15 protein-coding genes are annotated in these 12,571 nt (G+C 36.0%); 6 read left to right on the top strand and 9 right to left on the bottom strand.

Going from position 1 to position 12,571, the window contains the following annotated elements; translation table 11 throughout:
• The first annotated feature begins 134 nt into the window (after positions 1-134).
• The 3 genes from QWT87_RS00950 to bla are packed head-to-tail and all read left to right on the top strand — an operon-like array spanning position 135 to position 1,836.
• A complete protein-coding gene (locus tag QWT87_RS00950) occupies positions 135-578 on the top strand; it encodes a nuclear transport factor 2 family protein (protein ID WP_302712762.1) in 444 nt (147 codons plus the stop codon).
• On the top strand, positions 578-955 hold the full coding sequence (gene gloA2 / locus QWT87_RS00945) for an SMU1112c/YaeR family gloxylase I-like metalloprotein (protein ID WP_302712760.1): 378 nt from the start codon (positions 578-580) through the stop codon (positions 953-955). Before QWT87_RS00950 ends, gloA2 begins: the two co-directional genes overlap by 1 nt.
• 20 nt (positions 956-975) lie before the next feature.
• Complete coding sequence (bla, locus tag QWT87_RS00940; protein WP_302712758.1) at positions 976-1,836, top strand: subclass B3 metallo-beta-lactamase; 861 nt, start codon at positions 976-978, stop codon at positions 1,834-1,836.
• Positions 1,837-1,838: 2 nt separating this feature from the next.
• On the opposite strand, the gene QWT87_RS00935 is transcribed toward bla, so the two are convergent.
• Together QWT87_RS00935 and QWT87_RS00930 are read right to left on the bottom strand one after the other, a co-directional pair.
• Positions 1,839-2,222 carry a DUF1634 domain-containing protein gene (locus tag QWT87_RS00935; protein ID WP_076396752.1) on the bottom strand — a complete coding sequence of 128 codons (384 nt, stop codon included), beginning with the start codon at positions 2,220-2,222 and terminating at the stop codon, positions 1,839-1,841.
• Complete coding sequence (locus QWT87_RS00930) at positions 2,222-3,052, bottom strand: sulfite exporter TauE/SafE family protein (protein ID WP_076396750.1); 831 nt, start codon at positions 3,050-3,052, stop codon at positions 2,222-2,224. The genes QWT87_RS00935 and QWT87_RS00930 overlap by 1 nt, the downstream gene beginning before the upstream one ends.
• An 85-nt stretch (positions 3,053-3,137) precedes the next feature.
• Here QWT87_RS00930 and QWT87_RS00925 point away from each other — a divergent pair, with 85 nt between their 5' ends.
• On the top strand, positions 3,138-3,683 hold the full coding sequence (locus tag QWT87_RS00925; RefSeq protein ID WP_302712754.1) for a DUF1543 domain-containing protein: 546 nt from the start codon (positions 3,138-3,140) through the stop codon (positions 3,681-3,683).
• A 131-nt stretch (positions 3,684-3,814) separates the two neighbouring features.
• Positions 3,815-4,927, top strand: a complete 1,113-nt coding sequence (locus QWT87_RS00920) for a 5-(carboxyamino)imidazole ribonucleotide synthase (RefSeq protein ID WP_302712752.1) — start codon at positions 3,815-3,817, stop codon at positions 4,925-4,927.
• 32 nt (positions 4,928-4,959) lie between these two features.
• On the opposite strand, the gene QWT87_RS00915 is transcribed toward QWT87_RS00920, so the two are convergent.
• From QWT87_RS00915 to QWT87_RS00895, 5 genes are all read right to left on the bottom strand, one after another.
• The gene (locus QWT87_RS00915) at positions 4,960-5,478 is read right to left on the bottom strand and encodes a hypothetical protein (protein WP_273074186.1); all 519 of its coding nucleotides are present in this window, start codon (positions 5,476-5,478) and stop codon (positions 4,960-4,962) included.
• Positions 5,479-5,508: 30 nt separating this feature from the next.
• Entirely contained in the window at positions 5,509-5,946 is a 438-nt protein-coding gene (locus QWT87_RS00910) for a hypothetical protein (RefSeq protein WP_302712747.1), read from the bottom strand.
• 62 nt (positions 5,947-6,008) lie between these two features.
• Positions 6,009-8,132, bottom strand: coding sequence for a cation:proton antiporter (locus QWT87_RS00905; RefSeq protein WP_302712745.1), 2,124 nt, complete (start codon positions 8,130-8,132; stop codon positions 6,009-6,011).
• 7 nt (positions 8,133-8,139) lie between these two features.
• Positions 8,140-8,706, bottom strand: a complete 567-nt coding sequence (locus QWT87_RS00900) for a hypothetical protein (protein ID WP_302712743.1) — start codon at positions 8,704-8,706, stop codon at positions 8,140-8,142.
• Positions 8,707-8,797: 91 nt separating this feature from the next.
• On the bottom strand, positions 8,798-9,703 hold the full coding sequence (locus QWT87_RS00895) for a DMT family transporter (RefSeq protein WP_302712850.1): 906 nt from the start codon (positions 9,701-9,703) through the stop codon (positions 8,798-8,800).
• Between the two features lie 145 nt (positions 9,704-9,848).
• On the opposite strand from QWT87_RS00895, the gene purE reads away from it, so the two are divergent.
• On the top strand, positions 9,849-10,352 hold the full coding sequence (gene purE, locus QWT87_RS00890) for a 5-(carboxyamino)imidazole ribonucleotide mutase (RefSeq protein WP_302712741.1): 504 nt from the start codon (positions 9,849-9,851) through the stop codon (positions 10,350-10,352).
• A 90-nt stretch (positions 10,353-10,442) separates the two neighbouring features.
• Here the strand turns inward: purE and QWT87_RS00885 are convergent, their stop codons facing one another.
• Both QWT87_RS00885 and yiaA read right to left on the bottom strand, forming a co-directional pair.
• Entirely contained in the window at positions 10,443-12,008 is a 1,566-nt protein-coding gene (locus QWT87_RS00885; protein ID WP_302712739.1) for a BspA family leucine-rich repeat surface protein, read from the bottom strand.
• Positions 12,009-12,157: 149 nt separating this feature from the next.
• Positions 12,158-12,550, bottom strand: coding sequence for an inner membrane protein YiaA (gene yiaA / locus QWT87_RS00880; protein WP_076396732.1), 393 nt, complete (start codon positions 12,548-12,550; stop codon positions 12,158-12,160).
• Positions 12,551-12,571 lie beyond the last annotated feature (21 nt).

Below are 12,571 nucleotides of genomic sequence, written 5' to 3'. Positions count from 1 at the left end.
TTTTCAAATAAACAGATAAATTTAGTGTAATTTTATAAGTTTTCAAACGGATTGCTGTTTAAACTTTGTTAATTCATTTGAAACTAACTGTAAATTTTCGTTATTTTAAACCTTCAGATAAAAAAATCTAACCTATGAACAAAATGTGGGCTGTTTCCCTGTTATTGGGAACTCTTTGCTTTGGACAGCAAAATCAGAATTCAGAAATTGAAAAACCCATCCGCAATTTATTTGCCGGAATGAAAAATTCTGATCCTGAAATGATGAAATCTGCTTTTGCAGATACCGCGATTCTTCAGACCATTACAAAAGACGGCGTAAAAACTGAAGATATTGAAGCTTTCGTAAATTCTGCTTCCCAAATGGCAAAAGGCGATCTCGAGGAAAAAATTACGATTGAAGCCATCCATACAGACGGAAATCTTGCCAGTGTTTTTACTCCGTATTCATTTTACTACAAAAAAAAATTCTCTCATTGCGGAGCCAACAGTTTCCAGCTCATTAAAAAAGGGACGGAATGGAAGATTCAGTATGTAATTGATACCAGAAGAAACGATAATTGTAAAGAAATTAAGTAATGAAAATTCATCATATTGCCATCATTTGTTCAGACTACGAAGTTTCTAAAAAATTTTACACAGAGATTTTAGATTTAAATATCATTCGTGAAGTTTACCGTGAAGAAAGACAGTCTTACAAGCTCGATCTTGCCATCGGAGATCATTATGTTATTGAGCTGTTTTCTTTTCCAAATCCTCCGCAACGACCTTCCCGACCGGAATCATGTGGTTTAAGACATCTGGCTTTTTCGGTTGAAAATGTAAAGGAAAAGCGAGAAGAATTAATTCATAAAGGTTTGGATTGCGAAGAAATAAGGATAGACGAATACACCGGAAAAGAATTTTTCTTCACACAGGATCCGGATCAGCTTCCGCTGGAATTTTATGAAATGTAATCTTTAAAAAATTTAAATTGATGATGAAAAAAATTGTTGTGATTCTTGCCGCATTTGCTTTAACCAATATCAATGCTCAGAAAGTCAATGAACCGAAAGATCATCCTAAAGAATGGTCACAATCTTACGAACCGTTCCGTATTGCCGGAAATCTGTATTACGTAGGAACGTACGATCTTGCTTCGTATCTTATCGTTACCAATAAAGGAAATATCTTAATCAATACAGGATTAGCAGATTCGCTTCCGATCATTAAAAATAATATTAAAAAGCTTGGTTTTAAATACCAGGATACCAAAATATTGTTGCTTACACAGGCGCATTACGATCATTTGGGCGCAATGGCAGACATCAAAAAAGAAACCGGGGCAAAGTTATATGTGGATGAAGCCGATGCCGATGTCCTGAAAAGCGGTGGGAAATCGGATTATGAACTGGGAAAATACGGTGTTACTTTTAAACCTGTAAAACCTGATTATATTTTAAAAGATAAAAATGTAGTAACGCTCGGAGATGCGAAATTAACAATGCTTCATCATCCCGGTCATACGAAAGGATCATGCAGTTTTCTGTTTGAAACCAAAGACAGTAAAAGAAGCTATAAAGTTTTAATTGCGAATATGCCGACTATTATCATTGACAAAAAGTTTTCTGAAGTTACCGCATATCCTTCTATCGAAAAAGATTATCAGTATACTTTAAATACCATGAAAAATCTGGATTTCGATATTTGGGTGGCTTCTCACGCAAGTCAGTTTGATTTACACAAAAAGCATAAGCCAAAAGATAAGTACAATCCGGCTGTTTTTATGAACAAAAAAGAATATCAGGACGAACTCGATTCTTTAGAAAAAGATTTTCTGAAGAAGAAATCTGAATAAGTTTAATGCGCATACCCCGTAAAGAAACTGATTGCCATAATTGCAAGAACAATGGAAGAAATGACTACGTAGATGTAGTCTTTTTCTTTTAGGTAACCAATCAATGCGAAAATAATTCTCATTAAAGGTGTAAATACTAAAAGAAGAATTCCTAACTGGATAATCGCCATTCCTTCTCCTTTGCAAAGCGAATTCCAGAAGTGTCCCCACACTTTTTCCGAAGATTCTCCCATATCCAGAGAAGTATATTTTTTAGGCATTTTAAAGCCTTCCGTGAAAAGTTTGATAAAGCCGATCAAAGATGTTGCAACAGAAAGGATAACTCCCAGTCTCAGCAAATTCCCTACCGAACGGTTCAGATCTACATCCGTGAAATTCTTTCTCATTATCTGAAGCTTTTATTGATACCGTTGTACATCATGTAAACCGAAAGAATCGTAATGACAATGGCAAAGAATGTCTTTAATTTTTTGGTTTTGGAAACCATCAGCGTTTTAGATCCGATAAAACTTCCTACCACAACCCCAATAAGAACCGGAGCTGCAATAACCGGAATAATTTCACCTCTCTGAAAATAGATCAGCGCACTCGCAACCGCTGTTACTCCGATCATAAAGTTACTCGTAGTCGTAGAAACTTTAAAAGGCAGTTTCATCATATTATCCATTGCCAGAACTTTCAGCGCACCGGAACCGATTCCCAGCAATCCGGACATGGCTCCTGCAAACATCATCATCAGAAATCCCGGAACTGTATTTCTTGCAGAGTAGCTTTTCACCACCCCTTTATCAGGAAAAGTTCCGAACAATTTTAATTTTTCTTCCAGACTTCCTTTAATAATAGGTTCCTGATGATCCGGTTTTCCTTTTAAATTTAAAATAACCGTCAAAAGGAGAATACTCGCGAAAATAATTCCGATCGTATTCGGATTTAACATTCCGGAAACCAAAGCTCCCACGATGGCTCCTGAAGTGGTCGCTATTTCTAAAAACATACCAACTCTCATATTGGTAAAGCCTTCTTTTACAAAAGCTACCGCCGCACCGGAAGAAGTTCCGATAACAGAGATAAGAGAAGCACCGATGGCGTAATGCATAGGAACGCCGAAACCCAGCGTTAATAAAGGAATAATGATAACTCCTCCTCCCAATCCGGTCAAAGAACCCAGAAGTCCTGCCGAAATGGCTCCAAGAAAGAGAATGATGATTTCTGACATGTTACAAATATAAAACTATTGCGTTAGTCTGCCAAACGTTTAAAAAAGATAAATTTGACGTATTTTTGCAAAAACAGAATTTTATATGAAATTATTTTATATCATCCTCGGAGCCACCCCGAAAGGACGAAATATAGAGCAGCACGATGTTTTCTTCGGAATCGCCGAAAGTCTGAAAGATCTGGTTCCGGATATGAAAGAGTTCTGGAAAGATGCTAAAATACACATCGACTGTTATCAGGAAGTGCGTTTTATCGATGGTTATGAAGTGAAAATTACAGAAAAAGGAGAGAAAACATCGGAAGAACAGCTTTATTTTATTAACCTTGGAGGATATAAAAGAGGTTTTTTTGAAGAATTTCATGAACAGCATTTAATGGTTGGAAATTCGATGGCGGAAGTTACAAAAAGAGCAAAAGCCACAGAATTTTATAAAACCATGGGATTCAAAGGAGCGGAAAGTCATATTGATGACAAACACGGCGTAGACATTGATGATATTTTTAAGGTAAATGATATTCTTCCTGAAAAAATGAAAGAAAAATATTCCATTACATTAATAAAATCCAATGCTGAAGATCAGGAAAACGTAGTGGAACTGGGATATCTGAAAATTGATAAAATTCAATAAAGTATAATGCTCATAGCTGAGTGAAACGCCTTTGAGAGCGAAAAATAATGAGTGAATTTTTCAAAAAGTCTTAGCGAGCTTAGCGTTAAATTTTAAACTATATTAAATCTAACAGAAAATAAAAGTAAAAAATGAAAATTGGAATTTTAGGAGGAGGACAGCTCGGAAGAATGCTGATTCAGGAAGCATTGAAATACGATGATGAATTTTATACGCTGGATCCTGCTTCAGACGCACCCTGTCATAATATTTCCTACTTTACACAGGGAAATTTCAACGATTATGAAACCGTTCTGAATTTCGGTAAGGATAAAGATGTGGTAACCATCGAAATCGAGCACGTAAATGCGGATGCTCTTGCCGAACTTGAAAATCAGGGGATAAAAGTCGTTCCGAATTCTAAAATCATTAAAACGATTCAACAGAAAATTCTTCAGAAACAATTTTACGCGGAGCACGATATTCCAAGTCCGGAATTTGAAATCATGGACGGAAGTTCCGACGAAATCAAAATGCCTCTGCCGTTTGTACAGAAAATGAACACAGGAGGTTATGATGGAAAAGGTGTTCAGGTAATCCGCTCCAATGAAGACATGAAAAATCTCTGGATACAGGATTCTGTGATCGAAAAGTTAGTGGATATTGATAAAGAACTTTCCGTAATTGTTGCCAGAAATGAAAACGGAGAAACAAAAACTTTCCCTGTAACGGAAATGGTTGCCGATCCGAAGCTTAATCTATTGGATTTTAACATCTGTCCTGTTTTTTTAACCGAAGAAATTGAGGAGCAGATCAATTCGATCACAGAAAAATTCCTCAATGCAATTCATTCTCCGGGACTTTTCGCCATCGAACTGTTTTTAGATAAAGAAGGAAAAGTCTGGGTAAACGAAACGGCTCCGAGACTTCACAATTCAGGACATCAGAGTCAGGAAGGAAATGCCAATTCACAGTTTGAGCAGATGTACCGCGTGGTAAAAAATTTACCTTTGGCAGATACGGATGCCATTATCTACAGCGGAATGCTGAATTTAGTGGGCGCAGAAGATTTTTCAGGAAAAGTGGTTTATGAAGGAATGGAAGACGTTTTAAGACTTCCTGAAACCTACGTTCATCTGTACGGAAAAACAGAAACCAAACCGGGAAGAAAAATGGGGCACATCAATGTTCTGGCAGAATCCAGAGAAGAACTGATGGAAAAACTGGTAATGGTGAAAGGAATGGTAAGAGTTATTTCTGAATAATTTTACTATTTACATCATTGAAAAAGACTGCTTTAAGAGGCAGTCTTTTTAATTTTATTTTTTAACTCTGTAAGCTTCATTTCTTTTTTATTTTTTGAAATATCTCCATAAACTGTTTTTGAATCTTTATTAAATGTAAGCCAATAACATCCGCAAGCTGAAATATAATAATCTTTTGGTCTTTCTTTGATGTGAAAATAGTTATTCTTACTTCCGTCACTCGCAGCATTAAGACTCATGATGTAGTATTGACCTAGTTGAAATGAAGAAAGATAAGGTCTACAGAGATTTCCATTATCTCCCCAAATGATAAATGTCTTTCTGGATTCTTTTCCTTTTACAACTTCAATAACTTCAACTTCCATAGACATTGGAACTTGCTCATCATAAATATCTTTGAAGGTAATAAACTTTTTTACTTTAACTACTGTGATTAATTTTGAATTTAAAGACATTTTAAGAAAACCTCCTTCATAATTACAATCACAGGCATAATTGTATTCATATGTTCCAAAGAATAGGATAAAACAGATTATATAGGTAAATTTCATTTATTTGAACTTTTTCTAAAATTAATGTCTTTATTTTCTTTTGATATCATTTAAATAATGATCAACATAATTTTCATAATTACTTCTTAAATTTTCACTTTCGTTTTGAAAATAACTTTGCGCGTTCTCTGCTGTTTTGATATATTTTTTAAGTTTAAGATTAAAATTCCAAAATTTATACGTTAAGAATAAAGAAAATACTAATATCGAAAAAATATTAAAAATAACGACTTCCGAATTACTATCAAAATAATTACTTACGGTGAATAATTTGAAGAGATTGTATAGTGATAGAACTATAACAGCCATATTAATAAAAGCGATCAAATAATTCAAAATTTCATTTTTTTGAATTTTTACAAAATCATTTTTTAACTCTTTGAATTTTTGTTCATGCGTATTTACTCTCTTAATTTTAAACAATTTATATTGCCTTAAATCTTCGTTGATTCTTTCTGTTTCATTCATGATTTGGTAATTAGTTTTTAACAAGTGAAATATAAATATTATTTGAATATAATATACACTTTTTACTTAAAAATCTTCTTAATCACATTTCCGATTTCCATAAAATCGTCATGATTTCCTACAGAACGTTTTTCCACATCATTTTCATCAAATTCGGAGAACGGAAAAATCAAAAGATAATTATTATTGCGAAGATTTCGGTTCAAAAGTTCCGGAATCAGCCTCATCTGCGGAATGTAGGACTTCATGCCTCTTTTTGCCATAAAAACAATTAAAGCTTCATCTTCTTTAAGTTCCGCAGCGGTTTTTTCGCCGTCTTTCCAAGAATTCATAATAATAAATTCCGCTTCAATATTGGCTTTTTTAATAATTTTCTGAAGGATATCCAGAATAGTTTCCGAAGCATAAAAAACAATCGTCGCTCCGGAATTTCTGGCTATATTCCAAACCCTTAAAAGCGCATGAAAGAAACCTGCTTCTTTATGGGCATTTTCGGGAATCATCACCGCATATTTTTTGATGGTCGACAAAGGCTGTGCAGCATGATACACCAAAACATTCACATGGTCGTTCTGAAGATAGCCGTTGTAAAGATTGTACACAAAAGAAGGGGAAAAACCTTTTTCATCTTCCAGTCCGATGATGATATCGGTAATATTCTGTTCCTTAATAACGTTATTCACTCCGTTGATGACATCATTGTCGTATCTTTTCAGTGGCTGAATCTTTACATCCGCGGCAGCAGCCTTATCTGTAGCGCTGTGCAGAAGTTTTTCGGCATTTTTTACGGAAGATTCGTTTTTATCTTCATTAATCACATTCAACGCGAATATATTTTCTGTGTTGGAATGTGCTTTAATTAAAATTCCCAGATTCACCATTCTTTCAACGGTGGCTTCATAATTTAAAGCCAGAAGAATATTTTCCTCTTCATGCGTATTTCCGGAAACTGTATCTTCATTATCCTGCTGTGCGATTTTCTGTGCGCTGGACATGGAAATGAATGAAGAAATGGTACATGAAATCAAAATCAGCAGAATACTTCCGTTCAGAACATGCTCATTTAATAATCTGATCGGTTCTCCCGTTTCCGTTTCTGAAAGAATGATATTGTATCCTACCATTACTGAAGCCAGCGTTGCCGCTGCCGAAGCCGAACTCAACCCGAAAATCAGCTTTCCTTCTTCTTTCGTAAATCTGAATGTTTTCTGTGTGGCAACAGCCGAAAGATATTTTCCGCCAATCGATGCAACGAGCATAATTACTGCAACTTCCAAAGTTTCCCAGCTTTTGAAAAATACTTTAAAATCAATCAGCATTCCTACACTAATCAGGAAAAAAGGAATGAAAATAGCATTTCCCACAAATTCTACACGGTTCATCAGTGATGACGTGTGAGGAATCAGTCTGTTTAGAGCCAATCCTGCGAAGAAAGCTCCGATAATCGCTTCCATACCTGCCAATTCTGCCAGTAAAGCGGCGAGATAAATCATCACCAGAACAAAAATATACTGCGAAATTTTATCATCAACTTTTTTGAAGAACCATCGTCCGATGATGGGGAAAATCAACAAAACAATCAGTCCGAAAACAACAAATGAGACTGAAAGTTTTACCCAGAATTCTGTACCCACCTCACCCTGCGACATTCCTACAATTACAGCAAGCACCAATAAGGTAAGAACATCTGTAATCATGGTTCCGCCAACAATAATATTTACCGCCGGATTTTTGGCAATTCCCAACTTGCTTATCAAAGGATACGCGATTAAGGTGTGAGACGAAAATAAACTGGCAAAAAGTACTGAGGTGAGAACCGAAAAATGCAGAATATAATAGGCTCCGAAATATCCCAGAACAAAAGGTACGGTGAAGGTATAAATTCCGAAGGTGAGACTTTTCCATTTATTTTTTTTGAAATCACCCATGTCTATTTCCAGTCCTGCAAGAAACATGATGTAAAGCAGTCCTGTAGTTCCCGTCACCACAATACTGCTGTCTCTTGCAAGAACATTGAAGCCATTCGGACCGATTACTGCTCCTGCGATAATCAATCCCAACAGGTGTGGGACTTTTATTTTATTTAAAAGCAATGGTGCGGCAAGAATAATAATTAAAACCAGAAGAAATTTAAGTACCGGGTCTTCGATGGGAAGACTCAGGTTGTGTATGCTCAGTAAAGTCATTATGTGTTTATTTGGTGGAACGGATTAGTTCTACGGAGAATTTTGCCATACAGTTATTGTCTACTGCGATGGTTCTTGTACCTCTTATTTTATTGGCTGAAAAATCATTGAGAAGCACGTTCATTTCGACCTGTTTTTTCGAAGTAGAATCTGTTTTAAAAGTAAGCTTTGCCTCGTTGTTTTCAAATTTTCCGGAGTAAAGTCTTACCAGATTATTGTTATTGATGATCTTAGTAACCAACTGGATAGAATCGCTGTCGAATTCCCACGTATCGGTACGCTGATCTCCGACAACATAATCGCTGCAGTTGGATTCTGTACAGACCACTTTTCCCGTCCAGGATCCGGCAATTTCAGCAGGCCAGACCACAATTTTCACAGAATCTTTTTTGGCAAAGATACTGTCTCTCATTTTTAAAAGAGACTGATATTCAGATTCTTTCTGGGCGAATGATTTTTCTTTTTCCAATAATTGCTGCTCTCTTAAAGTAAGGTCATTTTCCTTTTTTCTGTTGTCGCAGCTCGTTAAAAGGATTAATATAGCAGAAACTGCAAATAGGGCGTTTTTTATCATATTGAATAACTTGGTGTAAACAATATAGGAAAAAAAACGGAAAGATTAAAGTCTGTATTTTTGTCTGAACATGAATAATTCAGAATAATTTTTATCCGATTCGTTGCTTTTTGAACATTTCCTTATTGTAATTAATAACAAAAACGCCCAAAATAATTAATATTGCTGCAATGATAAATTTAGCTGAAATTTCTTCATTAAGGATCAGCCAGCTCAAGAAAATCGAAATAATGGTATTGATGTAAGCCAGAATAGAAACCTGAACCGGAGAAACTTTCGTTAAAGCATAATGGTAGGCGAAAAAAGCAGCAACAGAACCAAAAACCGAAAGATAGATCATTGCTGAAATACTTTTCACAGACCAGTTTTCGAAGTTATAATTTTCATTGAAAAGCAAGGCAAAGATAATCTGAATGATCCCTGCAAATGCAAACTGATAGAAGAGGTTCAGCGAAATATTCTTACTCTGAATGTTCATTTTTTTTGTGAAAATCGTTCCTGAAGCCCATCCCGCAATGGCAATCAATAAAAGGAAAATCCCAAATCTGTAATCAGGATTCGCAAGATCATTGATACCGTCCCAAAAGATGAATAAAATTCCTCCAAAACACATTAAAAGACCAATCATTGCCCGAATGGTAAATTTCTGCAAGCCTATTGCCACACTTCCTAAAAATACGACAATGGGTGAAGTGGCACTGATTAATGAAGTTAAACTGCTGGTTAAGGTTTCTTCCGCTACCGTTGTCAGTCCGTTTGCCATAATTAGCATCAATGAAGAAAAAATAAGCTGATACCCCAGATTTTTCCAGCCGATCCACTGAAACTGTTTTCTGTACAGTAAAATGAAAAGCATGATAACTGCTGCCAAAAACTGACGGATTCCCGCAACAAACCAAGCCGGAATGGTTTCAACAGCAACACGGATCGATAAAAATGTGGTTCCCCATACAACAGCAACGGTGAGAATGGCAAGAGTAAGCTTAAAATCTTTCAAAATGGTGGTCTTAGCGGCAAATATATTCAATAAAAAGCTGATTCAAAAGCTTTCTTAATCTTCATTGTTATTGCTGAACAACTTTTACGCCTTTTTGCATGAGGTTTTTTAATTTTTTATCTTTGAGCATCTAATAAATTGAAAAATGGTAGGAATAATAATGGGAAGTCAGAGCGACTTGCCAATCATGGAACAGGCTGCGAACTTTTTAAAATCTCTGGACATTCTTTATGAACTGACGGTAGTTTCTGCACATAGAACACCGGAAAGAATGTTCGATTACGCGAAAACCGCTAAAGAAAGGGGAGTGAAGGTAATCGTTGCCGGAGCGGGAGGAGCAGCACATCTTCCGGGAATGGTCGCGAGCTGCACAACTTTGCCGGTGATCGGCGTTCCGATTTTATCGAGTAATTCTATTGACGGCTGGGATTCTGTATTATCCATTCTTCAGATGCCGGGCGGAATTCCTGTAGCTACAGTTGCTTTGAACGGTGCTTTGAATGCGGGAATTTTAGCTGCAAAAATTATCGGAAGCTCAGATGAAACCGTAGCAGAAAGCCTTCAGAAATATCAGGAATCTTTAAAAGATAAAGTTCTGGGAACAGTAGATGATATCAAAGCACAGCACCCAAATCATTTTGATAAATAATTTACTGTAAATGATCGATTAATTATTTTGAGCAAATTTAAAATTCAGATCATTTACAGCTTAGAATACAGCCTCACGTTTGTGAGGTTTTTATTTTTTAATGAATTTAAATGACTGACTTTTTCCTTTGGAATTGATCTGTAACACATAATTTCCGGCAGTTAAAAAGTCAATATTAATTTCGCCGTTGGTTAAAATTCCTCTTGCAGCGATTCTTCCGCTTTGGTCGAAGATGGTATAATTTTTAGCATCAGATGTTTTAACGAAAATAAAATTTGTTGCCGGATTTGGATAGATCTCTTCTTTATCTCTTTGATTTTTGATGTCTAAAGTGCCCAGAAAGTTGCACTCAGATGCAGAATCACCTGTTATCGTCCAGCCTTTACCGATAAGAATATTTCTTTCACCAGCCACTGCGCCGGAGTAGGTAAGCGGACTTAAGCTTTGTAAAAATACATTGTTTGCGGTGTTCGGATTATGAGCCCAGCCGTAAAGAATATTGCTGTAGTTTTCACAATTGATGCCTGAATTATAAAACATATTATTTCCTGATGCAAGAACCGGAATATTCCATGAATGTAAACTCTGATTAAAACTTGTGGCTTCAGTAAACATGGTATTCATATCCGTAACTTTACTGGTATTCCATACATTAATGGTCTGGTTGAAGGCAGAGCAGCCGTGGAACATATGTCCCATATTTATAACATTCGATGTATTCCACTGATCGAGAGGTTGATTGAACGCAGGATTGAAATGAAACATGAAGGTCATATTGGTAACCTTTGATGTATTCCAGTTATTCATTGGCTGATTATAGGCTTGTGTTTCGGCAAACATATATGCCATATTTGTTACCTTTGAAACATTCCAGTTGTTTAAATTCTGGTTGAAGGCCTTTCTTCTGGTAAACATATAACTGAGATCTTCAGCTGAAGATAAATTCCATGATCCTATCGATGCATTGAAAGATTCAATCAACGGAAAGCCTATTGGTGGCGTAGAAATATATCCGAACATGTATTTAAAATTCTGGATGGTAGAGGTATCCCAATTTGCCATCGAAGGAGCGCCTTTAAAATTATAAGCATTGTTGAACATCATAGAAACGTCTGTTACATTTGAAAGATCCGGAGAATCTGTTGCGGTAAGTTCCATATTCATGCACTGCGCAAAAGCATTATTCATAGAAGTCCACTGGATGTTTCCCCATTGTTCAATCTCTACAATTTTATTGGTACTTCCCGAAGTTGAAATTACTGGAATATCAGCAATAAGGCTTGAAGAGATTACATTTTTTCCGAATTTTATCTGTCTGAAAGTTCCGTTTCCATTGGATACTTTTACTCTGTATTTAGCTTCTGCTGCATTAGGATTGAGAGGAGTTCCGAAATCTATAAGAATACGTTCGGTGGAAGTTACGTCATTCATCGTTCCTGTGTGCGATGGAAAACCAACTTCTTCCCAAACAATTTTATAATTTTCCCCGATTCCCGGAAACCAGATCTGTCCGTCTCCCGCTGTTGAAGGCATTACAGGATTCAGCAGATTATGGGATGAGGTATTGGGTTTCCAGATCGTAATGAATTCATTCTGCGCGTGAACTGTCTGAAGTAAAAGCATGAAAAGATTGGCGGTTATTAGTTTTTTAATCATGTTAATATTTTGTGAATTAATTTTTGTAAAAGTAATGAAATAATTAAAAATTTCATTAAAAATCATATTTTAATGAAAAATATTAACAAAATATTTTTTTCTAAAGATGTAGTATAAAAAAACTCTCCGAATTTGGAGAGTTTAATCATTTATTCCTGAAGCATATTGTCGCGCGTATTTTTCTGTACAGCAATGGCTCCGAAAAGTGCCAGTAAGAAGGCAAATCCGTAGAAACCTTTTTCACTCGGAAGAATGGTGGCATTCCATAAGCCGATTGCCAGTAATACGATGGAGGAAAGGGTAGCAAACCAGCAGATCCCGTAATAAATATCAGTCACTTTGATATTTTCCAGTCTGTCGCGTACTGCTTTCTGCAAAGAAACTACTGCAAATAATCCATATAAAAGGATGGTAAAATAATATCCTTTCTCATTAAGCTGCATTTCCGCTCTTGCAAGACCTACAATAAAACCAATCATTCCGGCTCCTAAAGCAACCCAGGATGCTGCGACAAATGCAGTTGATACATTTTGCTTTTTCATGTTTAATGTTTTTGTTAAAGG

Source organism: Chryseobacterium urinae, from assembly GCF_030518295.1.
In the GTDB taxonomy this organism is placed as follows: Bacteria; Bacteroidota; Bacteroidia; order Flavobacteriales; family Weeksellaceae; genus Chryseobacterium; species Chryseobacterium mucoviscidosis.
This window is presented reverse-complemented; position numbering and strand designations above follow the sequence as displayed.

Excerpts from the sequence above, each read along its gene's own strand:
- QWT87_RS00900 (WP_302712743.1), bottom strand. The coding sequence starts at position 8,706 with ATGATAAAAAACGCCCTATTTGCAGTTTCTGCTATATTAATCCTTTTA.
- QWT87_RS00925 (WP_302712754.1), top strand. The coding sequence starts at position 3,138 with ATGAAATTATTTTATATCATCCTCGGAGCCACCCCGAAAGGACGAAAT.
- QWT87_RS00950 (WP_302712762.1), top strand. The coding sequence starts at position 135 with ATGAACAAAATGTGGGCTGTTTCCCTGTTATTGGGAACTCTTTGCTTT.
- QWT87_RS00920 (WP_302712752.1), top strand. The coding sequence starts at position 3,815 with ATGAAAATTGGAATTTTAGGAGGAGGACAGCTCGGAAGAATGCTGATT.
- bla (WP_302712758.1), top strand. The coding sequence starts at position 976 with ATGATGAAAAAAATTGTTGTGATTCTTGCCGCATTTGCTTTAACCAAT.
- purE (WP_302712741.1), top strand. The coding sequence starts at position 9,849 with ATGGTAGGAATAATAATGGGAAGTCAGAGCGACTTGCCAATCATGGAA.
- yiaA (WP_076396732.1), bottom strand. The coding sequence starts at position 12,550 with ATGAAAAAGCAAAATGTATCAACTGCATTTGTCGCAGCATCCTGGGTT.
- QWT87_RS00915 (WP_273074186.1), bottom strand. The coding sequence starts at position 5,478 with ATGAAATTTACCTATATAATCTGTTTTATCCTATTCTTTGGAACATAT.
- QWT87_RS00935 (WP_076396752.1), bottom strand. The coding sequence starts at position 2,222 with ATGAGAAAGAATTTCACGGATGTAGATCTGAACCGTTCGGTAGGGAAT.
- QWT87_RS00910 (WP_302712747.1), bottom strand. The coding sequence starts at position 5,946 with ATGAATGAAACAGAAAGAATCAACGAAGATTTAAGGCAATATAAATTG.
- QWT87_RS00930 (WP_076396750.1), bottom strand. The coding sequence starts at position 3,052 with ATGTCAGAAATCATCATTCTCTTTCTTGGAGCCATTTCGGCAGGACTT.
- QWT87_RS00905 (WP_302712745.1), bottom strand. The coding sequence starts at position 8,132 with ATGACTTTACTGAGCATACACAACCTGAGTCTTCCCATCGAAGACCCG.
- gloA2 (WP_302712760.1), top strand. The coding sequence starts at position 578 with ATGAAAATTCATCATATTGCCATCATTTGTTCAGACTACGAAGTTTCT.
- QWT87_RS00885 (WP_302712739.1), bottom strand. The coding sequence starts at position 12,008 with ATGATTAAAAAACTAATAACCGCCAATCTTTTCATGCTTTTACTTCAG.